This is a genomic window from Mucilaginibacter sp. P2_D11 (genome assembly GCF_056404435.1).
Genome location: NZ_JBFUEA010000013.1, coordinates 102,388 through 128,395, shown reverse-complemented (window position 1 = coordinate 128,395; position 26,008 = coordinate 102,388). Strand labels below are relative to the sequence as shown.

Genomic DNA, 26,008 nt, shown 5'->3' with positions numbered 1-26,008 from the left:
AGCTGGGCTTTCTTGTCTCTTGATTCTTTTTAAATATTTCGCTGCCTTATAGCTTCATACAATATCACCGCTGTGGATACCGATACGTTCAATGATTCTATCTCGCCGAACATGGGTATTTTGGCCAGATGGTCTGATATACGGATGATTTCGTTGCGGATACCATCTTCTTCCGAACCCATAATGATAGCCGTTGGTGCGGTATAATCTGGCGTGTAGATAAACTCGTTGGTTTTCTCGGTGCAGCAAACCAATTGCAGGCCCGATTCTTGCAAAAACTTAACGGTTTGCATAAAATTATCATGGCGGCAAACCGGTATCTTATACAGCGCACCTGCCGACGTCTTAATTGCATCGGGGTTTATTTGTGCCGAGCCTTTTGCCGGGATAACGATGGCGTGCACGCCTGCACATTCGGCCGTGCGGGCTATGGCCCCCATATTGCGCACATCGGTAATGCTATCCAAAACCAAAATCAAAGGCACCTCCCCTTTTTCAAAAATCTCCGGGATAATGTTCTCTACCTTATGGTAAGTAATGGGCGATATAAACGCGATAACGCCCTGGTGATTTTTCATGGTGATGCGGTTCAGCTTCTCTACCGGCACCTGTTGCGCGGTAATCTGGTACTCATTCATCACATCGCGTAGCTCATTTAGCAGGCCGCCGCCCAGTCCGCGCTGCGTGTAAAGCGCTTCAATTTCTTTCCCGGCAAGTATCGCCTCGATAACCGCACGTATGCCAAAAACCATTTGGTTGCCTTCGCGCACCGGCTTAGAATTATAACTCATTTCTTGTATGTTGGATAGGGGCAAAAGTAGCTATATAAACTCATTTTACGGTTATTGAACTAAACAGCATTTTGGTATTCGCCAAATACGCCATTGCCGTAGTTAACAATTGCCAACTTTTATCCACATTGTTATATTATGCTGATGTTAAGCCAATTATAAAATACCCAACAAGTTATTAACATCGGGCCTTGATAACAATGCCCCAAATTTATATCGCTGATACCGTTTTCATTAAGTTTTAAATTGGTATGTGGACGAAATATCGAACATCCTCCATGTTATTTTGTATATTTTTGTTCGTTATGATTTTCGAGAACGATTCTACCAATAATAAGACCAACACCGACCGTAAAAGCCGTTTCAGCAACCCTACACCAAACGGGTTGCTGGGCAAATTACCTCCCCAGGCGCTAGACCTGGAGGAAGCTGTATTGGGTGCGCTGATGCTGGAAAAAGATGCCCTTTCTTCAGTTATCGATGTATTGAAACCAGAGGTTTTTTACGAAATCCGCCACCAAAAAATATTCAATGCCATTGCGGTGCTGTTCGAGAAAACATCACCGGTAGATATCCTTACTGTGGTTGCCCAGTTGCGCCAGCAGGGCGAACTGGAAATGATTGGCGGCGCGTACTACGTTACCGAGCTTACCAACCGCGTAGCCTCTGCCGCCAACATCGAGTACCACTCGCGCATCATCATCCAAAAATACATACAGCGCGAATTGATACGCATCTCTACCGAAGTAATCAGCTCCGCTTATGAAGATACCAGCGACGTTTTCGACCTGCTGGATAAAGCCGAAAAGAACCTTTTCGAGATAGCCCAGAACAACCTCCGCCGCGATTCGCGCATGATGGACGACCTTGTGCATGAAGCATTAAAGGACATGGAAGCGCTGAAGGACAAAAAGGACGGCCTAACAGGCGTTGCCTCCGGCTTTACCGAGCTTGATCGTATGACCTCAGGATGGCAAAAATCCGATTTGGTGATCATCGCTGCGCGCCCGGCAATGGGTAAAACCGCCTTTGTACTTACCTGCGCGCGTAACGCCGCAGTAGATTTCAACAAGCCGGTGGTAGTGTTCTCGCTGGAGATGTCCTCGGTTCAGTTGGTGAATCGTTTAATATCCGGCGAAACTGAGATTGAGCAGGAAAAGATACGTAAGGGAACTTTGGAAGAGTGGGAATGGCAACAGATACACTCGAAAGTTGGCCGCCTGGAGCAGGCTCCTTTGATTATAGACGATACCCCATCCTTAAATATATTCGAGTTCCGCGCTAAATGCCGCCGTTTAAAATCTCAGCACGATATACAGCTGATTATCATCGATTACCTGCAGCTGATGCACGGCAAAGCCGATGGCAAGGGTGGCAACCGCGAGCAAGAAATCGGTAGTATTTCCCGCGCTTTAAAAACGGTAGCAAAGGAGTTGAATGTGCCGGTAATTGCGCTCTCGCAGTTGAGTCGTGCGGTAGAGAGCCGCCCCGGTGGTTCTAAGAGGCCCATGCTATCAGATTTACGTGAATCGGGCTCTATTGAGCAGGATGCGGATATGGTATTATTCCTTTACCGCCCCGAGTATTACGGCCTGGATGTGGATGAGGATAACAACCCAACACAGGGCGTGGGCGAGGTAATTATTGCCAAGCACCGTAACGGCGAAACCGGCCGCGTAAGGCTTAAGTTCGTTGGCAAGTACGTGAAATTTACCGATTTGGAAACCAATATGGACGGCTTCCCTCCTGCCGGCAACGCCTTTGCAGGTTTAGCTCCGTCACAGGATTTCGAGAAGCAAAGCAACTTCATCATCCGTCCCTCAAGGATGGACGATATGGAAGACGAGCCACCGTTTTAAAGTCGGGCGGTGAGCTTCTTAAGCGGGAACTTCTGTCCAGGTTTTATTTTATAGAATATTAACAAACGCGGGAGATTTGAGTCGGATCGAGATAATATTCCTACGCTGATTTTTTGCCTCGCGAAAGCTTAAATTCGTCAAAAACACCTTCAAAAATCGTCGCTTTTCTTCAATTTTTCGGTGTTTTTCTAACCTTTTTGGGCGTTTTAGGGTATTTTTTGAGCAAGCATAAAAAACTCCCGGATTTACGCGTAAACGGTAATTTATAGCTAAATGTGCATTACAGCGAAGCAAAACATTTCCAGCTTTTTCCAACTTTTGCGCGGATTTTAGCTATGATTTTCCAGGAATTTCCAACTTAAAAATGACATTTGATTGGGTGATTCGACACTGTCAATCCAAGGGCTACGCCTATTAGGATGATGATTGGTGCCTTAATCTTTGTAAACTGCAACAAAAGAAAGGTAGCTGCCATTAACCCGTAGGCCAATAAATTGAGGTGGAAGGGCTTCATCAACATAATAAACGCCGTGGCCATAAAACCTACCGCTACGGCATTGATGCCGCTCAAGGAGTTTTTGATGCGGGTTATCTTTTTCAGATCGTTCCAAAACGGCACGATGAACAGGATGAGTATCAGCCCCGGCAGGTTGATGCCGATAACCGCTACCGCGCTGCCCACTATCTGCCCTGCAATACCGTAGCCTCTATCGCCCATGGCAATGCCGCCAACAAATGACGTAAATGAGAATGTTGGCCCCGGCAATGCCTGCTGCAAAGCATATCCGCTTAAGAATTCCGAATTGGTGAGATAGTGCTTCAGCTCCACAAATTCGGTGTACATCAGCGGCACCAGTACCTGCCCACCGCCGAATATCAATATCCCATTGCGGTAAAAATTCTCGAACAGACGTATGGGTAAACTGAAGGCCGAATTACGGCTCACCACAGCACCCAAAGTGGCAAAAAACAGCAATATTCCTATAAAGTAAGCAACCTTATTTGGGTTTACGTTACTGAACAGCTTTACCCGCAACTCGTTTTCCTGAGGCTGCGTTTCCAATGCAGAGGAAATGATGCCCCCCATCAAAATCAACAAGGGGAAAGCGTAAGGGTTCTGCAATATCAGTGTGGCAATCAAGGAGGCGGCCGCAAGCATCACAGTAACTTTGGTGCGCAGGAACTTAGAGGCAAACGTATAAGTGGCGTATCCTACTATGCCTACCGCCATTGGTTGAACAAACCGCAGTATGGCGGTCAATCTCTCCTTATCGGCAAACATTTTATAGCTAATGGCGGCCATGCACATAATGGCCGATGAGGGCAATATCCAAATCAGGAAGGTTATGATGGCTAATCGCAGCCCCCCTACTTTCCAGGCTATGCCCACCAGCGTTTGGGTAGACGATGGGCCCGGCATAATCTGCGAGAGAGCGTTTAGTTCCAGCAGTTCCTCCTCGGTAATATAACCGCGTTTCTGCACAAATTCGCGCAGCAAAACGGCAATATGCGCCTGCGGACCACCAAATGCAGTAAAGGTGTACAGCGATACATCCCTGATGAATAAAAGCTCCCTGCGCCTCAATGTACTATCGGTTAATAGTCGTCGTCATCATCATCGTCGTAACCTTTGGCGGCCAAATACACGCCCTGCAATTCGCTGTAGGCATGGTTATCGCGCTTCTCTTTGGTTATCTTCATGCCTGTTTCGTAGATGCGTATGGCATCATCTTTACGGCCAAGGGCTTCGTACAATTTACCCAGATGATAATAAGTGCCTGTATAACCGGGGTGGTTGTTCACCAGGTCCTCATAATAGCCCAGGGCTTTTTCGGTATCGTTAAGGCGCAGGTACTCTGTGGCTAAGGCATATTTCAAAAATTCGTCTTCAGGCTCGTTCTGTATAAATGCCAACAGCTTATCTAATCTGCTTATCTCCATTTTTTACTCTCTCTTTTTTAACTAAATTTGCATCACCAACAAATACCCGTAAAACAAACCAATTATGATGAAAATACTGGTATGTATCAGCAACGTTCCGGATACCACTACAAAAATAACCTTTACAGATAACAACACCCAATTTAATACCAACGGCGTTCAGTTCATCTTAAACCCATACGACGAGATTGCCCTGGCCCGCGCCATAGAACTTACCGACGGCGGCCAAGGCACCGTTACCGTTATTAACGTAGGCGATGCCGCAACGGATACCACCATACGCAAAGCACTGGCCATTGGCGCTACCGATGCCGTGCGCATAAACGCCAAACCGCAGGATGCCTGGTACGTGGCTTACCAGATAGCCCAATACGTAAAGGCAAACCCTTTCGATTTGATACTTACCGGCCGCGAATCTATCGATTACAACGGCTCTAAAGTTGCCGGCATGCTGGGTGAATTGCTCGATATCCCATCGGTTTCTATCATCAAGAAACTGGATGTTGACAATGGTACCGCAACGGTAGAGCGCGAAATAGAAGGCGGCAAGGAAGTATTGACTATTCCCCTACCCTTTGTGGCCGGTACTGCCGAGGGGGTTGCCGAACCTAAAATACCCAACATGCGCGGCATCATGAGCGCACGTACCAAACCACTTACGGTGGTTGAACCTGTAACAGTTGAAACCTTTTCAAACATCATCGGTTATGAAACGCCGGCCCCGCGCGGCAAGGTAACGCTGGTTGATGCAGGTGATCCCGCCGAACTGGTTGAATTGTTGCATACGCAAGCAAGGGTTATATAATCATTCCTATTTTACCTCAAGAAGAAAAACGATATATGTCAGTTTTAATATATGCGGAAAATGCAGGCGGGAAGTTCAAGAAATCAACTTTCGAAGCGGTAAGCTACGCCAAAGCCATTGCCGACCAGAATAAAACCAGCGTCGTAGCCATTTCCATTGGCGATGTGGCTGCTGGCGAGTTAGCCGCCCTTGGCCAATACGGCGCCGAAAAGGTGCTGAACGTAAGCAACGCTAAACTGAAAAACTTTGTGAACCAGGCCTACGCCTCGGTAATTGCCGAAGCTGCCAAAGCACAGGGCGCGGATATTGTTGTGCTATCCAACTCGTTCAGCGGGCGCGGACTTGCCCCACGCATTGCTGTAAAACTGCAAGCCGGCCTGGCCGATGGCGCAGTTGAACTGCCAACTCAGGATAGCGGCAAATTTACGGTGAAGAAAACAGCCTTCTCCGGCAAGGCGTTTGCCACGGTGGAGTTTACCTCTGCTATAAAGGTAATTTCGCTTACGCCTAATGCTTATAAAGTAGTAGCGAACGGGGCGGATGCGCCGGTGGAAGATTTTGCCATAGAAAATAAAGAGTCCGACTTTAAGGCGATGATAAAAGATATCGTGCGCTCTACGGATAAGGTTTCCTTGCCCGATGCCGAGATTGTGGTATCAGGCGGGCGCGGACTGAAAGGCCCCGAAAACTGGGGTATGGTTGAAGAACTGGCTGAACTGCTTGGGGCTGCTACGGCTTGCTCAAAACCAGTATCTGATGCCGGCTGGCGCCCACATAGCGAACATGTTGGCCAAACAGGCATAGCTGTCAGCCCAAATTTGTATATTGCCATTGGAATTTCGGGGGCCATACAGCACCTGGCGGGTGTAAGCTCGTCAAAGGTTATCGTGGTAATCAATAAAGATGCCGAGGCCCCGTTTTTTAAGGTTGCGGATTACGGCATAGTTGGCGATGCCTTTGAGGTATTGCCAAAATTGATTGCTGCGGTTAAGGAATATAAAGCTTCGGCTTAAAAACTGTTTTGTTGCGATGGGTAATGATATGAAAAAAATTGAGCTGGATATCGTTGGGCTTTCTTATAGCCAAACACAATCCGGCGCGTATGCGTTGGTTTTGGGCGAAATGAACGGCCGCCGCAGGTTACCTATCATCATAGGCAGCTTTGAGGCACAGGCTATTGCGATAGAAATAGAAAAAATGACGCCGAGCCGTCCCCTCACCCACGACTTATTCAAGAGCCTGGGGCAGGCGTTCAACATCTCGGTACAGGAAATCATCATCTACAACCTGGTAGATGGTATATTTTATGCCAAGCTGGTTTGTTTCGATGGCAAAAAAACGGTAGAGATTGATGCCCGTACCTCCGATGCCATTGCGGTATCGGTACGGTTCGATTGCCCTATTTACACCTATGAGTTTATCCTCTCTACAGCGGGTATCGTGATAGAGGGCAACGATTTCGTGTACCTTGAGAACATTAACGAAACCTCCGAAGAAAAAACACCGGCCACACCTGCGGGTTCATTTACCTCCGTTAGCGACGACGAGCTAAAAACCCGCCTGCAGCAGGCCCTCGCCGAGGAAGCCTACGAAAAGGCCGCAAAAATACGCGATGAGCTAAATAAGCGGAAAGCATCCTAAAGAATGGTAAAGGAAAATTGCCGGTCCCGGCATACCCTTACCATTATATATAGGCAACCGATCTTTAAAAATTTAAGCCAATATTCAAATTGCTTACACTATTCCTTAATGCTGAATAAGTATTATCCTTCAAAATGTCAGCAATACCGCCTTGCCCATTAACTTCTATAAAGAACTTTGCCTTTTCTGATACAGGGAATTTAACGCCGATGCCAACGTCAAGGCCGGCATCGGTTGTGTTAAAAATATTTTTCACATCGCTGCCGCCGGTCGTTTCTTTGGCATTCAATAAAATACCAACGTACGGGCCAAAATTAAGGTACCAATTTTTAGTGCGGCCAAAGTGCCAGTTAGCCATAACCGGGATAGTTAAATAGTCTAAATTGTAAGTAGTATTAAATTGATCGGTAGGTGTTTCAAGATAACCTTTCCAGCCTTTTTGGTCGTAAGCCAATTTACCCTTAATGCTCCAGCTTTCCGAGAAAAAATGATCAAGCGATATACCGAAGTTAAACCCTGTTCTGTAATCGCTATTGGTGTAAGCGCTGGTTGTAACGGTTGCAAAGTTTAATCCGGCACTAACGCCAAATTGGTTGGTATTTTTAGTTTGTGCAACTGCCGTTAGCGAAAGAATTGCTGAAGCCAGCAAGAGGGTAAAAAACTTTAACATGAATTGTAATTTAAGTTGATTAAAGGTAAGGTTTTTTGCCATTCTTTTCAGTTATTTTGGATAAACTATGCGAGTCCGTTTTCCCATCTCGCCTTATTTCAGTAATTTCCGCTTTTGAATTTAACGTTTTACTCATACTGATCTTAAACTGTGCTATATGAATATTAAGTTCCGCTTAATACTAATGAATTTCCTGCAATTCTTTATTTGGGGAGCCTGGCTTATTTCTATAGGCAAATATTGGTTTTCTAATAACCTGGGTAGTAATATTCAATTTGGAGCGATATTTTCTACTATGGGGATAGCTTCCATCTTTTCCCCCACAATTGCGGGCATTATCTCCGACAAATACATCAATGCAGAAAGATTATACGGGTTACTACACATTTTAGGTGCACTTACGCTATTTACTATAGCACGTGTTACCAACCCCATAACATTTTTTTGGGTGATGTTGTTGAATATGTTTTTCTATATGCCAACGCTGTCGTTATCCATAGCGGTTTCCTATTCGGCATTAAAAAAATCGGGCGAAGACGTTGTAAAGGTATTCCCTCCTATTCGCACATGGGGAACTGTGGGTTTCATTGCCGCACTATGGACGATAAACTTCACGCATAACGGAGAATCGGCCAATCAGTTTTATATCGCTTCTTTTGTAGCGTTAGTATTGGGTGTGTATGCCTTCACATTGCCGCAGTGCCCGCCGCTGGCAGCAAAAAATCAAAAAAAATCGTGGGTAGAGTTGATGGGGCTGGATGCGTTTAAACTATTTAAAAGCCCTCGCTTTGCTATATTCTTTGCTTTTTCGATGTTATTGGGGGCCGCCTTGCAACTTACCAATGCTTACGGCGATACTTTCCTCGGCGATTTCAGCAAAATCCCTGCTTATAAAGACACGATCGCGGTGACGCACTCTGAGGTTGTTATGTCAATCTCTCAATTTTCGGAAACGTTATTTATTTTGGCAATCCCATTTTTCCTGAGGAGGTTCGGTATCAAATACGTAATGCTTTTCAGTATGATAGCCTGGGTGCTGCGTTTCGGATTGTTCGCTTTCGGCAACCCGGCCGAGGGTTTTTGGATGATCATCCTATCGTGCATCGTTTACGGTATGGCCTTCGATTTCTTCAATATCTCTGGTTCTTTATTTGTGGAAACACAAGCGTCGCCTGAAATACGGGGCAGCGCACAAGGATTATTCATGATGATGGTAAACGGGTTTGGTGCATTTTTTGGGAGCAACCTAAGCGGTTGGTTAATTCAACACTATTTTATTTTACCTAATGGCGAGAAAGACTGGCACAACATCTGGCTGTCTTTCGCTGGCTATGCGTTGGTAATCGCCATCGTTTTCCCATTCGTTTTCAGGTATAAGCACAATGCCGCTTTAAAGCACGCTATAGAACATGCTTAATTTCAGACACGGGAACAAAGGCAACAAGATTCAAGAAAAAAAAATCTTACAATAGCTTACTAATAACCTCAATCACAACAAGCTATGAAAAAGCATTACCGGCACGAAACGGATTGCCTTAATTGCGGAGCCGACTTGCAGGGCCACTTTTGCCATGTTTGCGGGCAGGAAAACCTACAGATGAAGGAAAGTTTTGGCCACATGCTTAACCATGCGGTAAGCGATTACTTTCACTTTGATTACCAGTTTTTCCATACCCTGAAACCTTTGTTTGCCAAACCCGGCAAGCTCACGGTTGATTACCTGGCCGGCCGGCGGATGCAGTACCTGCACCCGGTAAAGATGTACATTTTTATCAGTTTGATTTTCTTCGTACTGTTTTTTAAAGTGAACGGCAACAATGTGGTAAAGGTGAGTGAGAATAAAAAGAAAGCCGAACAGGGGGTTAAATTGAAAGATACCATTCAACACAACCTGCTTACCGATATTAACAACGATGGCAGCCTAAGCCCTGAAGAGAAGAAGAAGATAAAAGGACTTGTAAGCACCTACTTGCCGGGTGCAGTAAAAAAAACCGTTCAGGACTCCAGCGTAAAAGACAAGCCCGGTCATGAAAACGCAGGAGGTGAGGAAAGTGAAGAACGCGGCAACTTCGTTATAAACAATGATACCAAAGCCAAAACATATGAGGAATATTTAGCAGAACAGGCTAAACTGCCGGAAGAAAAACGCAACGGTATTTTAATGCGGTATATTACTAAAAAAGGCTTCGATTGGAATAAACAGGGGCACCCGCAGGAAATTGTTAAAGAAGCGGTTACGCATAATTCGCCAAAAATTATGTTTGTGATATTGCCGCTGTTTGCCCTGATATTGAAGATAGCTTTCAGAAAAAATCATAAGCTGTATGTAGAGCATATCATCTATTCCATACATCTGCACTGCTTTGTGTTTCTGTTTCTTACGGCATCTTTACTCCTGCAGTTGATACTGCCGAATAGTTGGGAAAAACCGGTTATGGATTGGGTGCAACTGATTACATTTGTTGGCATTGTGTGGTATGTTTACCGATCGTTAAGGGTGGTGTACCAACGCAGTCGCTGGCGTACCGTAAGCAAAATGATAGGTGTATCCCTGATGTACCTTCTTACTTCAATTGCCTGTTTTTTTGTGTTTCTTTTCATCATAGCGCTCACATCGGTATAAAACACCTGCTAAAACTTCCGTGTTTTTACCAAAATGGGCACAAAAAAGGGATGTTTTTATCGCCTTTTTCTTGCTTATTTGGGGGCTTTCCATCCCGTTTGCAAGGCCTGTAAGGCATTCGCCAGATAAGCCAGCGGCGCGTTCCAATTAATGGCAATTTCGTTAGAGGCATAGGCCCCGTCGTCATCAATATAAGCTTCGTCGGGGAAAAGTGAGGGCAGCTTTATTTTATCCTGCATGCCCGGATTTGGCCCGCCTGCCAATAAGCCAGGCACCGGGTCCACCACCCCATCTGCCACCGATGGCCGGTGATGCGGGTGCATGGTTGGCTTGCTGCCGAAGCCTGTCACATAACAATAGCCTGTACCATTCCGGCCCAAAATATAATCGAGGTTGGCGAGAGCGAAATTCAAATATCGTTTATCGCCAGAAAGCTTGTATGCTTTTATCAAAAGTATCCCTTGGTTAGCGGCAATGCTGTTGCTGCCCCAATTAAAGTTTGCGTTCAAATTGGTCATTGGCGTTTCATAGGCGTTTTTGTCAACACCATTTGTTATCATATCCGCTAAAGCTAAAATATTGGTTTTTAGACTGATCGAATCAGCATATTTTTTTGAATTTTGTAGCAACGTATAATACCCCAGCATGCTAACCGAACTCCATGTTGGTACCTGGAACAATCGCTTGCTGGTTATTGGAAATTTATCCAGGTAAGCTGCCTTTTCCGTTGTTACATACAACTCCGCAGCCGCCCAAATAAATTCATCAGTAACGCGCCTATCGCCATAAGTACCTGTAACCACCGCCGGCTTAAATTCCCGGTTCATCGCATCCTGGTTGTAAATCACCGCCGGATTTTTCTCTGCCCAGGCCCAGGCATATTCCGAAGCCTTTATGCAGGAATCTGCAAGCCCCGGCAGTTGCTTCGGGAATTTTTTGAAGATACGCGAAGCCTGCGCCATCACCGCAGCAAAATCCAGCGAAGCGGCAGTGCTTTTTTGTACTACGTAGCGCGTAGAGTCTGCCTTATCGGGCATAATCATGCCATCGAAACGGGCGTTGGTCAATTTATGATAAACGCCGCCATCGTTCGGGTCCTGCATAGTCAGCATCCAGCGGAGGTTCCATAATACCTCGTCAAGCACATCGGGCAGTTGGTTTGTGCTTTCCGGGATATTGAGTTTCACGGTTTTCATATATTCCGGAAAATCCTCGTACAAAGAAAGCAGCGTAGCCATAGTTATACCACTGTTCACAATGTATTTATTGTAGTCGCCCGCGTCGTACCAGCCCCGGGGCGAGGAAATCACGAAGCCTGCAGGTCGTTTATCCGATGCCGCAGATGCATGAATCAACACCTTATCATCGGGATGGCCCGCCGCCCTTTGCCATTTGCCGGCATACTTTTCTTCTAACCGGATAGATGCGCGCTGGTAATAAAAAGCCTTAAGACTGCCATCAGCCACGGGCTTAAGCACATTTGGCTTAATTTGAAATTCATATGAACTACCGAGGCCCTCAACCTCTATAAAATATTTACCAGGCTTGTCGAACGTAGAAAAATCGGCAATAAAAGTGTATGCACCAGAAAAAGCAGGCTGTGCAGCAGTAGTCAACTGCCCTGTAAAAAAGGTTTTCCCTTTCGCATCCCTAATCCGGAATTCCATCTTTTTTGTCGCAACAACAATGGCCACCTTAGGTGATACCGGGTAAAAGCCAACCTGATTTAAACGGATAAGGCTTTTCGCATCGCCGGTTATTGTTTGTGCTTTAAGACATAAATTGGACAGGCATAAAGCTATAATTAAAGCGCCTATTCTTCGGTGTAGCATGCTGCAATATTTTTTATAAAGATAGTGCCCTACAGATAACCAATTATAATACTTTGTTAATTAATCGGGCTATTTTTGGGGAGGAGTGTTCGAGTCATGGCGGCAACCGCGTGGCGAGTGGACTCACCCTCCCCACAGCTGTGGGGACTGGCCGACCCTCTCTGCTCCGCAAAGAGGGTGAAGCTACTTTTTTTCCACACCCTCTTTAACGAAGTTAGAGAGGGTCGATGCCCGCGCATGCGGGCCGTCGGGGTGAGTCAATATGCGAGCGACAAGTAATGAGTTAGAAACTTTCAAACACGCAAGGCGTATCCCACAAAAAAAGGCCTGTACAAAATTTGCACAGACCTTTCTGATGTCATTTTAAATTATAAAAAGCTGTAGCCCAGGCTTAAATTAAAAAGGCTTACACGGGTTTTAATATTAGTAGAGCCATCTACGTAGGTTTGTTTGCTTAAACCAGCCTCGTAGCGCAGATCTATCGATATTTTTCGAATGTCGACCCCGGCGCCTACCGTCCAGGCAAAGTTAGAGTCCTTGTAGTCGAAAGTAACTGCCTGACCGGCAGCGTTGAAAAAACTCTTGTCTTTATTGATGGCAAAAGATAATAGCGGGCCGGTATAAAAACGGCCGCCAAACCCAAAGGCGCCAACTTTACCGCCGAAAAGTAAGGGAACATCTATACTGGTGAATTTTGCTTTGGTTGATGCGCTGGTGCTGGTATTTATATCCACGTTTTTGCTGGTAAGGTAAAGTTCGGGCTGAAAATTGAACCCGAGGGCGCCAAAACGGGCAAAGAAACCGCCGAGGTAGCCAGCGCGGTTATCGCTGCTTAACGAACTGCTGCCCGATAGGCTGGTAAGGTTAGCACCGGCTTTAACACCAAACTGGAATTTTGGCAAAAGTTGCGCCTGACTTTTAAATGCAAATAACGATACGATGGCTACTGTAAATAAGATTTTTTTCATTGGATTGCGGTTTTAGTGTTTAACAACGCAATATAGGTTTTGTGTTGCAGAGTTGACAGTAAAAAGCGGAAAAGGAGGAATTGGAAATACCCGGTACGCCGTTGACAATGGCGTACCGGGTACCGGGTTAATTCTGCGATAAATGTAATATAATATTACAATACAAAGCAAATTTTATTATAATGATAATTTTCCCTGGTAATAATCTAAAATTTTGTTATAAATGTAAACTTCGTAGCGGGCGTTGATGAGGTTTATTTTTGCCCTGTCGAGGTTATTTTTGGCCACCACGAAATCTACCGAGGTAAGCACGCCAGCATTGAACCTTATCTCCGCCGTGCGGAAAGATTCGGTGTAGGCTTTCACCTGATCGGTAAGCACGTTGTACTTATCGTAGGCCGAGGTCATGTTGAGGTAGGCCTGCTCTACGTTCTGTTTCAGTTGCACCTTGGTGGTTTGCTCTACATAGATATTGTTCTGCAACTGTATTTTGGCCAGGGCCACCTTGTTGCGGTTTTGCATGTAGTTGAGGATAGGCACCCTTAAGCTTATGCCAAACTGCGTGCCGTAGTTATTCTTGAACTGATCGTAATAACCAATGGTTTGCCCGTTAAGCTGTGCTGCACTGGAGTAGTTGGTAGATATGCCGCCATATAAAGATACGGTTGGTAATAATGAGCCCTTTGCTACGCTAACACCTTTCTCGGCACTTTGGCGCCTCAGGATGGCTGCTTTTATATAGGCCAGCTGGTTTAGGGCGATATCATACACCTGGTCGGCAGAGTTTGTGGTTTGCTTGGCCAGGTCGTCGGCATTGATGGGCTGCAGGGAGATATTCTCCTTGTAAGGGATATTGAGTATCTGCAGCAGGTTTAGCTTAGATGTTTTTAAGGTAGCGTTGGTAGTTACCACATTCAATTGGTTATCGCCGTAGGTACCTTTGAGGTCGTACAGATCTGATGGCAGCTTGTTGGCTCCCTCCTTCTCCAATATCTCTAAACGTTCTACCTGTTTTTTAGAAACATCCAACTGGTTTTTTACCTGGTTGAATAGTTCGGTATTGTTCAGTACCAGTAAATAGGCAGTGATAACGTTGATGGTTATCTGGTCCTTTGCTTGTTGCAGGTCCATTTTACCGGCCTGGTAGGCCAGCGAAGTTTGCTTGATGTTGTTGAGGTTCTGCAAGCCGCTGAAAACGGTTAAGTCGCCGTTGAGGCTGTAATTGCCCGATTTGAACGACTGCTTTACGTAAGTGTTGGTTGATGGGTCAATCCCGCGGCCGTTGTTGATGCCATGGTCTACCTGGCCGCTGATGGCGGGCAGCATAAATTCCTTGGCCTGGTTGGAGTTCACCTGCGCAGTTGCCAACGCCAGCTCGCTCTTCTTCACGTCGAGGTTGTTCTTTATCGCTATATCTATGCATTGCTGCAGGGTAAGCGTGGTATCGGCCACCTGACTGTGCGCCAGTGCCGGGATTAGCAGGGAAAGACTAAAAAGTAGGTATTTAAAGTATCGCATTGTATGTTGTAGTTCAGAATTTTTTTGAAGATTCTACCCTTCCATCCAGCAGGTTAATGATGCGCGAACCGTATTCCGCATTTTTTTCGGAGTGCGTTACCTGGATAATCGTAACGCCATCTTCTTTGTTCAGCTTACGGAACAATTCCATAATCTCTTCGCCTTGTTTGCTGTTGAGGTTACCGGTTGGCTCATCGGCCAAAAGCAATTTGGGTTTGGCTATCAGCGCACGGGCTATGCCCACCAATTGCTGCTGCCCGCCCGATAGTTGCGCCGGGAAAAGGTCCTTTTTACCAACGATGTTAAAACGATCCAGCATATCGGCAACCATGGCTTTGCGTTCGCTGCTTTTCACATCCTGGTATATCAGCGGGGTTTCGATGTTCTCGTAAACGGTTAGCTCATCAATCAAGTGATATGCCTGGAAAACGAAGCCGATGTATTGTTTGTACAAAGCCGAGCGTTGTTTTTCCTTCATCTGGTGAACGGGCTGGTCTACGAAGTAATGGAAGCCTGTAGATGGCTCATCTAACATGCCGATGATATTGAGCAAGGTAGATTTACCAGAACCCGATGGCCCCATGATAGATACGAACTCGCCCTCATCAACATCCAGGCTGATATCGTTGATAACAAAATTTTTGTTGCCGCCAACCTGGTAATACTTCGAAATATGCTGTAGTGATAACATTTTAACTGGTTAAGATTAATGGATAATTGTTTACTGGTTGCAATTTCTTAATTTGATTTTGGCATTGAAGTATCAATAACATACCAAAGTTATAATACATTGCATATCAGTATATTATATTTAAATTTCGAACGTAATACTGTACGCTTATGTACAGCGTGCGTTCGGTAATGATACAGTCTTTGGGAAAGAAATAAGACTTTTAGAAACAAGAAGCAAGACAACAGGAATTACGATGGACTCATTGGTTACCTATCTAAAACGGCCAAGAGCCAGGACGAATAACATCCCGGCTCTTGTTTTGCCTATTGATTCTTGAACTCTTGATTCTTGGCTCTTGATTCTTGATTCTTGGCTCTTGATTCTTGATTCTTGATTCTTGATTCTAATTTCTATTCACTCCGCAAGCTCTTCACCGGATTGCTCAGCGCGGCTTTAAACGACTGGTAGCCAACCGTTACGAAAGCGATGAAGATGGCCATCCCTCCTGCCAGCAGGAAAACGTACCATTGGATATCTATCCGGAAGGCAAAATCCTGCAGCCAGGCGCTCATGGCATACCATGCCAGCGGCGATGATATGATAACGGCTATCAAAACCAGTTTGAGGAAATCGGAAGAGATAAGCCCTACAATGCTCATTACATTGGCGCCTAATACTTTGCGTATGCCAATTTCTTTAACCCGCTGGCGGGTGCTGAACACCGCTAAGCCAAACAAGCCAAGGCAGGATATAAATATGGTAACCATGGTAAAGGCTTTTAATATGGAGCCGGTACGCTGGTCGGTTTTGTACATTTCTTCAAACTCCTGGTCGAGGAAGTGGTAATCGAATGGTTTGTTTGGATAAAAACCTTTCCATTTGGCCTGCACGGCAGCTATGGTTGCCGCTGTGTTTTTCCCGGAGGTTTTGATAAGCAGCTTACCAAACCAATCGTACTCGGGGAACATCACTATAGGTGTTATCTCCTGGTGCAGCGATGCAAAATTAAAATCTTTGGCAACGGCCTTAATGGTACCCATACGCCCGTTAAGCCCTATTTTTTTGCCGATAGCCTCTTCAGGCTTCCAGCCGAGCGCCTTTATCGCCTTTTCGTTTAAAACGAAGCTGTAGTTGCGCTTTTCGCTCTCTTTATTCATTACCTGCAGCTCGTCATCTACATTTAATTGCCTGCCGGCGATGAGTTGGATGCCAAGCGTTTGGATAAAGCTTTTTTCGATAGGTATGGCCGTTACCGAAAGGCTATAGTCAGCAGCTTTGCCGTCAGCGGTGTTGATGGAATACCCACCCCGCACATCTACCGGCGAGTCGTAACTGGCGGTTGAGCCTAACACCCCGGTTTGCTGGTTTATCTCGCTTTTAAAGGCCGCGATATTGTTGTACGGGATGCCGCCGATATCAAGCACCATCACCTGTTCGCGATTGATACCTGTGTTTAAGCTTTGCATGTAACGCAACTGGCTACCTGCTATCAGTGTGCTGATAATAAAGAACACCGACACTACAAACTGAAAGATAACCAATGATTTACGCAGCATATTACCACCGGGTTGGCCCGATACTTTGCCTTTTAAGGTTACAATTGGCTTAAATGCCGATAGAAACAGCGACGGGTATGTACCTGCCAGCAGTGTTACCAAAACAAATACAGCAACAAGTGCCTCTGCCAGCCAGGTGGTATTCCAGGTTTTAAAGCCTAATTGCTGGCCGGTAAAGGTGCTAAACGACGGGAAAAGCACGTAAAGCAAAACCACGCCTGCCAATAAGGAAAACAGCGTAATAATACCGGCCTCCATAATAAACTGAACGAAGAGTTGCCCGCGTAATGCACCCATAACTTTACGTACACCAATTTCGCGCGCACGCTCTGCCGACCGGGCCGTAACCAGGTTAAGGAAGTTTACGCAAGCTAATAACAGCAGCACTACAGCTACGATGCCTAAAATATAGATATACTTAATGCTACCCGCAGCTTCGAGGCTGTATAGTGCGTTTGAGTATAAGTGCACACTGGTAAGTGGCTCCAGCGTGTATAAAGTAATTGCATCCCTGTTTTGTTCTTTCAGGATGTTTTTGATATAGGCATTCATTTTTGCCTGCAGGGCATTTACATCAGCACCCGGTTTCAGCAAGAAGTAGGAATAGTTGCTTGCCGAGTTCCATTTAAGCTCTTTAATGCCCGGCATAATGGCCGAGTTTGCTATCATATCAAACTTTATCTGCGAATAAGCAGGCACATCCTCTACTACGCCGGTCACCATCAGGTTATGGCTTTCGTTTACCTTTAGTATCTTCCCTATGGGGTCGTCGCTGCCAAAATACTTTTTAGCGGTAGATTCGCTGATGACAATAGACGATGGGGCTGATAAGGCCTCTTTTGCATTGCCCTTGATGAAATTGAAGCTGAACATCTTAAAAAAGGATGCGTCGGCTGCCAGCATGCTTTTCTCGTTAAATATCTTGTCGGCATACTGTACAGCAGCCGGCCCGTTGCCCGAGTAGTTGAATATCCGGGTGCCATCCGCAATCTCCGAGAATTCCTGCTTGTAAACCGGTACTACGGCGGTTTGGGTAACTGCCAGGTAACGCCCTTCTTTATCATCGGCAGATTTATAGGTGTAAGCAACGCGTACTATTTGATCGGCCTTTTCGTGGAAACGGTCGTACCTCAACTCGTTGATGAGGTAGGTTGCCAGTAAAAGAAAACAGCAAATACCGACTGCCAGCCCGGCTATGCTGATGAATGATGTGGCTTTGTTTTGCAACAAATTGCGCCAAGCTGTTTTTAAGTAGTTCTTTATCATAATATTTTAATCATTGAGTCATTCACTTCGTTGTCATTGAGTCATTGGCCGCAAGTACAAGTATTTTTTGTCATTGAGTCATTCACTTCGTTGTCACTGAGTCATTGGCCGCAAGTACAAATGACTTAATGACCTAATGACTCAATGAAAAAATCATTCGCTCTTCAAGCTCTTCACCGGATTTACCAGTGCGGCCGTTATTGCTTTGTAACCAACCGTTAGCCATGCGATGATGATGGATAAGGAAATGGTTAGTACAAATACCCCCGCACCGGGGGTAATGCGATAGGTAAACCCTTGCAGCCATTGCTGCATAAAGTACCAGGAAACCGGCGCGGCAATTACAAAGGCCACCACAATTAGCAGGGTAAACTCTTTAGAGAACAGGTAAACGATATTGCCCACCGATGCGCCAAGGGTTTTGCGGATGCCCACCTCTTTGGTGCGTTGCACGGCCATAAACGATACCATTCCGTATAAACCAAGGCATGAGATGAATATCGCAATGCCTGCGAAGATTTTGTACAGCACCGATAACTGATCTTCTTTTTTATAGAAGTTGGCAATCTTGTCATCCAAAAATTTGTACTCGTAAATATTCTCAGGAAAAGTGCTACTCCAAACCTGTTCTATACCGGCAAGGGTTTGTTTGACGTTGCCGGGTTTAAGCTTGATGTTGGCTACTTCGTATTGGTCTGTCCAGGCACCCATAATAACCGGCGGCACCTGGTCGCGCAACGATACGGTGTTGAAATCTTTCACCACGCCAACTATCCGGGCTGCTCTTCTATCCCAAATGTTGATATTTTTACCAATAACATCTTTAGCATCTTTTACGCCAAGGCTTTTCACCATCGCCTCGTTTATAACAAACTCCCGCAACGTGTCGCTTTTGACATATGGGCGACCGGCAACAAAGGTCATTCCGTACAATTTAAAATATCCTTCATCGGCCCATTTTAAGCTGGCTTTAAAATCAGCATTTTCCTGCGCGTCGTTATACTTAAAGCTTGTGCCCCAATTTTTATCATCCGAGGGGCTGCCATAACTCAGGCTAAAATCCTGCACGCCGGGCTGTTTGATAATCTCGTTACGTAGTGCAGCGAGTTTAAGGCGGCTAACACTATCTGATGCTAAAGGCACCGTTATAACCGCTTCTTTGTCAAAGCCCAAGGGGCTATTTTTAAAATAATCGAGCTGGCTTATCACTACTATAGTTGCGATAACCAAAACCTGGGCAATGCCAAATTGCAATACCACCAAACTGCGCCTAAGGGTAACGCCGCCGCTCTTGGCACTGCTGATCTTATTTTTTAAAGCCGCAATAGGGTTAAAGCCCGAGAGTACAACTGCTGGATAAAGCCCCGACAAAAGCGTAACGCCTACTATCACAGCAATCAGAAACAGGATGATATCGGTACTTGCCAGGAAATTGGCGTTCAGCTGTACTTCCAGCAGGTTGTTTAATGATGGCAATACTGCCTCACTTAACCCAATGCCTAACCCAACCGAAATAAGGGTGATAATAAAAGTTTCGCTGATGAATTGCAGGATGAGCTGCTTACGGCCACTGCCTAATACCTTACGGATGCCAACTTCTTTAGAGCGGTTTATCGCCTGAGCCGTAGCCAGATTGATGAAGTTAACACAAGCAATCACCAACAGGAAAATCCCGATGAGGCTGATGGTTTTGATTAAATCTTTACTGAATACCTGCCCGCTGAAAATGGGCACTTTACTATCGTAGTGCATCTCTGTAAAGGCCTGCAGTTTCAAAAAGTCCTTATTGTCTTTCTCTGGCTTATACTTTTTTACAAATGATGTTAAAAAGCTATTAAAACCGGCGGGACTCACATTATCCGGCAGTAAGATGAAGCAGGCATGCGCGCTTAGGTTGCTGCCCCAGTCGTTAAGGTTTTGCTGATAGCCCGTATGTTTTATCGTGCTGTACGATACTGCGATGTCTATAGGCAGGTCGGTATTGGCGGGATGGTTCTTCAAAATCCCGGTAACTTTCAGGTCTATTTTATTATCGCAACGCACGGTTTTACCTATTGCATCCTGCCATTTGCCGAAGTATTTCTCGGCAACCCGTTGCGAAAGGATAACCGTATTCGGTTCGGTTAATGCGCTTTTTTTATCACCGTCGAGCCATTCAAAATCAAATATTTTAAACATTTGGGGCTCGGCAAAGTACACATCATCGTCGTTGAATTTTTTCACCTCCCCGGTACGCACATCGGCAACGTTCATCTGCAAATCGTAGTTGTTGAAAACAGATGCCACTTGCGGCAATTGCGCATAATCAACCCTGAGTGCAGGCGCAACCGGCATGGGTACGCCGCCTTTGTATTTGATGCCATCCGGAGTATGCCTTTCGGTAATTACGCGGTAGATATGGTCTCTTTTGGTGTGATAGTTATCGAAACTGGTTTCGAAATGCACCACCAAAAATATCAGCAGGCAAGCGGCAATGCCAATGGCAAGGCCGGTGATGTTGATAATAGTATAGCTTTTATTGCGAAGCAGGCTGCGCCATGCGGTTTTAAAATAGTTCTTTATCATATCGTTTTGTCATTGGGTCATTCACTTCGTTGTCATTGAGTCATTTGTTTATTGGCCACTAGTCCAAATGACTCAATGACCTAATGACTCAATGACAAATCCTTTACTCACTCTTCAAACTCTTCACCGGATTAGCTATCGCTGCTTTTACCGATTGGAAACTGATGGTTAACAGTGCGATGAACACCGATAAAATCGCCACGAAAACAAACGTGCCTGAGGATATGCTGATGTGATAGGCAAAATCTTTGAGCCACAAGTTCATAGCGTACCAGGCAAGTGGCCAGGCAATGAGGTTTGATATCAATACCAATTTTATAAAGTGCGTTGATAACAGCAGCACTATGTTTTGTACCGATGCGCCCAACACTTTGCGCACGCCTATTTCTTTAACCCGTTTTTCTGCTGAGAAGGATGCGAGGCCGAATAAACCAAGGCACGAAATTAAGATAGCTAAGCCGGCGAGGATGCCCACAATTTTGCTTACCTGGTTATCGGCGCGATAAACTTCCGCGAAATGATCGTCGAGGAACTGGTACTCAAAAGGGTGATCGGGATTTATTTCCTTCCAGGTATTTGTTATAAACGCCACTGCTTCCTTTGACTTGCCCGGTTTTATTTTTACAGAAACAGTCCGGAACCCCCATTGATCCTGGTTTACGATAAATAAATTTTCAACTTTAAAATGCAGGGAGTTAAAATTAAAGTTTTTACATATCCCGGTAATAACACCCAATGAATCGTAACCGAAACGCTGGCCTATTAAAGAAGCCTGTGTAGCCTTAGGATGATCTTTTAAAAGTTCATTCGCCATGGCTTCGTTAATAATATACTCCCGCCCGTTGGCAGATTTTTCCGAAGAGAAATTCTTTCCTTCTGCCATTTTGATGCCGTACACTTTTAAGTAATCATTATCTACTATAAGCTGTGTTGCAGCCATTTCCCTCACCGGCGAATCATTATACTTAAAGTTAACCCCCGACTGGTCTAAATGACTCCCCAACTGATCCTGGGAGGCGGTAACGCCGGCTACGAGTGTACTGTTTGATAGTTGTTGTTTAAATAGCTGGTACTTTTGGCCGGAAATCCTATCAAGCGGGATGGTTACCATTTGCTCACGGGTAAAACCAGGATCTTTTCCCTGCATAAATTGCAGCTGCTTCACTACAAATACCGTGGCAATCATCAGGAAAACCGCACTGGTAAATTGCGCAACAACCAATATATTGCGCAACGTTCCTTTATTTTTACCTATTTCTACCGAGCCCTTCAACACCTTCACCGGCTGAAAAGACGACAAGAACAACGCCGGGTAAGCGCCTGATAGTATGCCTACTCCTATGGTACTTAATATAATAAGAGGCAGGAATAATGGTTTACTAAAAACAGGCAACGAGATACTACGCAGGCTTAGGTTATTTACATAAGGCAACGCCAGCGCTACCAAGGCGATGGCCAACAGCAATGCCAGCAGCGACAACAAAATAGTTTCGCCCAAAAACTGCAAAGCCAGTTGCGGCCGGTTGGCTCCGATGGATTTGCGAATACCTACCTCTTTAGCCCTATCGGCAGAGCGCGCTGTAGAAAGGTTCATGAAATTAACGCAGGCGATGATCAACACAATGATGGCAATGATTGCAAACATATTGGTTGATTTCTGGTCGAACTTCTGAAAGTTTAAGTAATCTAGCCCAATATCTGCAGAACCGGCGTGCACATCTTTTAGCGGCAAATAAAACAACTCGTAATATTTCCAGCCATCGCCGTTCATGTGTTTCTTCAGAAAGGCGGGCATCTTGGCCTCAAACGCACTTAAATTTGTACCGGGGGTTACTTTGAGATAGGTATTTAGCCAATTACCACCCCAGTTATCCATCCACTTTTGATGGATGCCGGCTAAGGAGTACAAAGCATCAAATTGTAGCTGAGAGTTTTGGGGGATATTTGCCATAACAGCTGTTACCGTAAATTTCACCGTATCGCCCCCGTAATGATTTATTATTTTCCCTATCGGATCTTCCTTACCAAAAAGTTTTTCGGCGGTTTGCTGTGTAATAGCAATGCTGTTTGGCTTTGTGATCGCATCAATTGCATTGCCCTTAACTACTTCAAATTTAAAGATGTTAAAAAACGATGAATCGACCGCGAAGGCCTGCGGTACAAAAACCCTTTGTTCGTTGTAAGTAAGCTGATATTTCGCATCCCACTTTACACGGGTATAATCTTTCACCTCCGGAAACTCTGCCTTTAAAGCAGGTGCCATCGGGTACATAGATAGCGCCACTTTTTGAGACGCCGCCATGCCCGGGAATTTTTGCACTTCGTTTAACCTCACAATGTTTTCGCCATGAAAGCTATCAAAGCTCTTCTCGTACGATACAAATAACAGGATAACAATACAGGCAGCCATCCCAACGGAAAGCCCCACCATATTTATTATCGACGAAATTTTGTTCTTCCACAAATTACGCCAGGCGATTTTAAAATAGTTCTTTATCATAGTTTTTTTATTACACGGATTTCACCGATTAAATTGATTTCACCGATTAACACCGATTTTATCTTGACTCTTGACTCTAATTTCTTGAATCTACTTTACTCACTCTTCAAACTCTTCACCGGGTTTACCAGTGCGGCTTTTACGGCTTTGTAGGCTACGGTTAGCCAGGCTATGGTAATGGAACCTACAATGGCAAGCACGAACACGCCGGGTGTAATGGGTATTCGATATGCAAAATTTTGCAGCCACTCCGACATCATGTACCAGGACACAGGCACAGCAATTACAAAAGCAATACCTATCAGCAGTAAGAATTCTTTGGAAAACATAAACACGATGTTGGCAACCGATGCGCCTAACACTTTGCGTACGCCGACCTCTTTGGTGCGCTGCACTGCCATGTACGATACTAAGCCGTATAAACCAAGGCAGGAAATAAAAATAGCGATGCCGGCGAAGATCTTATACACCAATGCCAGCTTGTTTTCCTGTTCGTAAAATTTCGCAATATTCTCATCAAGGAAGTAGCCGGTATAGGCATACTCGGGATAGGTTTTCTCCCATAGGGCCTTGATATCGGCCGTTGTTTTAGAAAGGTTCCTGGTTTCTATTTTCACAGCAGCCAATGATTCGAATTGCTTGAGTGGCGCAATAGTTATCGGCTTAACAGCATCGCGCATGGAATTAGTTTTGAAATCTTTCACCACGCCGGTAATAGTTGCCCATGATCTCATGCCGCCTGTTTTCAGCGTTTTTCCAATAGCATCTTCAGCCCTTTTTACGCCCAGTTTGTGTATCAGTGTTTCGTTAACTACCACCTGGCGAACGGTATCGGCAGGGTCGTAACCTTTACCGGCCACAAATTTAAAGCCGAAAGTTTTAAAGTAATCGGCATCGCCATATTTCAGGAAAGTAGCAAACGTTGCGCCCTTTTTATCGTTGTTGTAATAAAAATTAGACCCCCAATTATTTTCTGACGACGGTGGATCCGAAGCAAAGCTTACCGATTTTACCTGCGGGTTTTGCAGCAGTTGCTGTTTAAAGGTTTGTATTTTGCCCAGGCTGATGCTATCGGTATAACCTGGCAATATCAATACTGCGCTTTTATTAAAGCCCAGGTCGGCATCGTTAACATAATTCATTTGCTTAACAGCTATCAGCGTACCGATGATGAGGAACTGCGCAATAACAAACTGGCCAACTACCAGGGCCCTGCGTAAAGGGATGCCACCAACCGAAGCTGCTGTGATTTTATTTTTGATAGCCAGTATAGGTTTAAAGCCGGATACGATAAGCGCAGGATATATACCCGATAACACGATAACCGCCAGTGTGGTTAACAACAGGAACAGCACGGTGCCAATGTTAAATAAACCGATGTCATCAGGCACGCTGGCAATGTTCTTAAGGTATGGTAATGCGAGTTTGCCTATTGCGATAGCAATTAAAACTGAAAATACTACGATAAGTGTAGTCTCCCCTATTACCTGGAAGATTAGCTGCTGACGGGTGCTGCCCAACACCTTGCGGATACCAACTTCTTTTGAACGACTTACCGATTGCGCGGTAGACAGGTTTATAAAGTTGATAGATGCCATTACGATGATAAGTATGGCAATAAGCCCAAGTATGCGCAACGTTGCCATACTGGTGCTATGGTCGCCAATGGTGTTGCCAAAACGGGTATCAAAATGCATATTATCCAAAGGCTGTAAAAAATGCGCGCGGGTTACTTTAGTTTTATCCTCGCTGTACTTTGCGGTAAAGCCTATGAGTTGCTTATCCATATTTGCAGCCGTCATATTTCCCGGTAGTTGGGCAAATATTTGGTGGTTGCTGCTTAACGAGCCCCATTCGTTGCTGTAATTATAGTCTTTCGGATGGTCTTTCCAGGTAATGTAAGATACCATTATCTTTAGCGGAAAATCGCTGTTTTCCGGCGCATCTGCTATTATACCGGCTACTTTCAACGTTAAAACGTTATCCATTTTCAGCGTTTTGCCAACAGCTTGTTTCCAGTCGCCAAAGTATTTGGTAGCGGTGCTTTTGTCTATCACTACCATATTTGGCTGCTTTAAAACGCTTTTATCGCCGGCCATCCAGTCTAAATGAAAAATATCGAAGAACTGCGGCTCCATAAAGAATACGCCAATAGGCTCCGTAAACTTTTTATCATTGGCGGCGTTGGTAGGATCGTTCCCCGGTACAGTTAACTGGCTGCCATAGCTGGAGTTCAACGCAGCAAATTTTACCTGCGGGAAATCGTTGCGCAAAGCATCGAGCGCAGGAACGGATACGCCCGGGTTATAGGTGGTACCATCCTCGCCCATTTGCTGTGTTACCACATGATAAAGGCTTTTGTAATTAGTAAAGCTGGTGTTGAAGCTAAGCTCGAACTGCAGGATAACGAATATGAGCAGGCAAGCTGCAATACCCACGCTTAAGCCGGAGATATTTATGATGGAATAGCCTTTATGGCGACGGATATTACGCCAGGCTATTTTGAAGTAATTTTTTAACATAAGGCCGATTTTGGCCTAACAAAGTTAAAAGCTATACCAGTTTTGTAAGTAACTTATTGTCAATAACTTGCAAACAATCGGTATTATAAGAATTGTCCGTAAGCGTAACAGTTAGTGTTCGGTTATGATACACCTAACCGTCACGTCATTGCTGTAAGGAACGAAGCAATCTCTACGTAGGGAGAGCCGCCATGCAGGTCGCCCTGCTTATCGGGAGATTGCTTCGTTCCTCGCAATGACGCGGTGGTGATGGCGGCGCTTCGCGCCGCTCCTTATAA

18 protein-coding genes are annotated in these 26,008 nt (G+C 45.2%); 6 read left to right on the top strand and 12 right to left on the bottom strand.

Annotated elements, in window-relative coordinates; translation table 11 throughout:
* Nucleotides 1-29: 29 nt before the first annotated feature.
* Nucleotides 30-791: a 23S rRNA (guanosine(2251)-2'-O)-methyltransferase RlmB gene (rlmB, locus tag AC1DXC_RS20255; RefSeq protein WP_477461002.1), complete on the bottom strand. Its 762-nt coding sequence runs from the start codon at nucleotides 789-791 to the stop codon at nucleotides 30-32.
* Between the two features lie 305 nt (nucleotides 792-1,096).
* Here rlmB and dnaB point away from each other — a divergent pair, with 305 nt between their 5' ends.
* Entirely contained in the window at nucleotides 1,097-2,650 is a 1,554-nt protein-coding gene (dnaB, locus tag AC1DXC_RS20250; protein WP_477461001.1) for a replicative DNA helicase, read from the top strand.
* Nucleotides 2,651-3,008: 358 nt separating this feature from the next.
* On the opposite strand, the gene chrA is transcribed toward dnaB, so the two are convergent.
* Nucleotides 3,009-4,235 carry a chromate efflux transporter gene (chrA, locus tag AC1DXC_RS20245; RefSeq protein ID WP_477461000.1) on the bottom strand — a complete coding sequence of 409 codons (1,227 nt, stop codon included), beginning with the start codon at nucleotides 4,233-4,235 and terminating at the stop codon, nucleotides 3,009-3,011.
* An 11-nt stretch (nucleotides 4,236-4,246) separates the two neighbouring features.
* On the bottom strand, nucleotides 4,247-4,591 hold the full coding sequence (locus AC1DXC_RS20240) for a tetratricopeptide repeat protein (RefSeq protein WP_477460999.1): 345 nt from the start codon (nucleotides 4,589-4,591) through the stop codon (nucleotides 4,247-4,249).
* A gap of 67 nt (nucleotides 4,592-4,658) precedes the next feature.
* Here AC1DXC_RS20240 and AC1DXC_RS20235 point away from each other — a divergent pair, with 67 nt between their 5' ends.
* Genes AC1DXC_RS20235 through AC1DXC_RS20225 form a run of 3 tightly spaced genes read left to right on the top strand, consistent with a single transcriptional unit; the run spans nucleotide 4,659 to nucleotide 7,037 of the window.
* The gene (locus AC1DXC_RS20235) at nucleotides 4,659-5,396 is read left to right on the top strand and encodes an electron transfer flavoprotein subunit beta/FixA family protein (RefSeq protein WP_477461055.1); all 738 of its coding nucleotides are present in this window, start codon (nucleotides 4,659-4,661) and stop codon (nucleotides 5,394-5,396) included.
* Nucleotides 5,397-5,431: 35 nt separating this feature from the next.
* Nucleotides 5,432-6,409 (top strand): electron transfer flavoprotein subunit alpha/FixB family protein, encoded by a 978-nt coding sequence (locus AC1DXC_RS20230; protein WP_477460998.1) that lies wholly within the window; start codon nucleotides 5,432-5,434, stop codon nucleotides 6,407-6,409.
* Nucleotides 6,410-6,437: 28 nt separating this feature from the next.
* On the top strand, nucleotides 6,438-7,037 hold the full coding sequence (locus AC1DXC_RS20225; protein ID WP_477460997.1) for a bifunctional nuclease family protein: 600 nt from the start codon (nucleotides 6,438-6,440) through the stop codon (nucleotides 7,035-7,037).
* Between the two features lie 64 nt (nucleotides 7,038-7,101).
* Here the strand turns inward: AC1DXC_RS20225 and AC1DXC_RS20220 are convergent, their stop codons facing one another.
* The gene (locus tag AC1DXC_RS20220) at nucleotides 7,102-7,707 is read right to left on the bottom strand and encodes a porin family protein (protein ID WP_477460996.1); all 606 of its coding nucleotides are present in this window, start codon (nucleotides 7,705-7,707) and stop codon (nucleotides 7,102-7,104) included.
* Nucleotides 7,708-7,864: 157 nt separating this feature from the next.
* On the opposite strand from AC1DXC_RS20220, the gene AC1DXC_RS20215 reads away from it, so the two are divergent.
* Both AC1DXC_RS20215 and AC1DXC_RS20210 read left to right on the top strand, forming a co-directional pair.
* On the top strand, nucleotides 7,865-9,124 hold the full coding sequence (locus AC1DXC_RS20215) for a nucleoside permease (RefSeq protein WP_477460995.1): 1,260 nt from the start codon (nucleotides 7,865-7,867) through the stop codon (nucleotides 9,122-9,124).
* A gap of 84 nt (nucleotides 9,125-9,208) precedes the next feature.
* On the top strand, nucleotides 9,209-10,330 hold the full coding sequence (locus AC1DXC_RS20210; protein ID WP_477460994.1) for a DUF3667 domain-containing protein: 1,122 nt from the start codon (nucleotides 9,209-9,211) through the stop codon (nucleotides 10,328-10,330).
* 74 nt (nucleotides 10,331-10,404) lie between these two features.
* Here the strand turns inward: AC1DXC_RS20210 and AC1DXC_RS20205 are convergent, their stop codons facing one another.
* From AC1DXC_RS20205 to AC1DXC_RS20170, 8 genes are all read right to left on the bottom strand, one after another.
* Nucleotides 10,405-12,162, bottom strand: coding sequence for a glycoside hydrolase family 9 protein (locus tag AC1DXC_RS20205; protein WP_477460993.1), 1,758 nt, complete (start codon nucleotides 12,160-12,162; stop codon nucleotides 10,405-10,407).
* 368 nt (nucleotides 12,163-12,530) lie between these two features.
* A complete protein-coding gene (locus AC1DXC_RS20200; RefSeq protein WP_477460992.1) occupies nucleotides 12,531-13,130 on the bottom strand; it encodes a porin family protein in 600 nt (199 codons plus the stop codon).
* Between the two features lie 177 nt (nucleotides 13,131-13,307).
* The gene (locus AC1DXC_RS20195; RefSeq protein WP_477460991.1) at nucleotides 13,308-14,648 is read right to left on the bottom strand and encodes a TolC family protein; all 1,341 of its coding nucleotides are present in this window, start codon (nucleotides 14,646-14,648) and stop codon (nucleotides 13,308-13,310) included.
* Between the two features lie 13 nt (nucleotides 14,649-14,661).
* Complete coding sequence (locus tag AC1DXC_RS20190) at nucleotides 14,662-15,339, bottom strand: ABC transporter ATP-binding protein (RefSeq protein WP_477460990.1); 678 nt, start codon at nucleotides 15,337-15,339, stop codon at nucleotides 14,662-14,664.
* A 392-nt stretch (nucleotides 15,340-15,731) separates the two neighbouring features.
* A complete protein-coding gene (locus AC1DXC_RS20185; RefSeq protein WP_477460989.1) occupies nucleotides 15,732-18,143 on the bottom strand; it encodes an ABC transporter permease in 2,412 nt (803 codons plus the stop codon).
* 153 nt (nucleotides 18,144-18,296) lie between these two features.
* Entirely contained in the window at nucleotides 18,297-20,708 is a 2,412-nt protein-coding gene (locus tag AC1DXC_RS20180; protein WP_477460988.1) for an ABC transporter permease, read from the bottom strand.
* A gap of 103 nt (nucleotides 20,709-20,811) precedes the next feature.
* Entirely contained in the window at nucleotides 20,812-23,208 is a 2,397-nt protein-coding gene (locus tag AC1DXC_RS20175; RefSeq protein ID WP_477460987.1) for an ABC transporter permease, read from the bottom strand.
* A gap of 95 nt (nucleotides 23,209-23,303) precedes the next feature.
* A complete protein-coding gene (locus tag AC1DXC_RS20170) occupies nucleotides 23,304-25,730 on the bottom strand; it encodes an ABC transporter permease (RefSeq protein WP_477460986.1) in 2,427 nt (808 codons plus the stop codon).
* Between the last annotated feature and the right edge of the window lie 278 nt (nucleotides 25,731-26,008).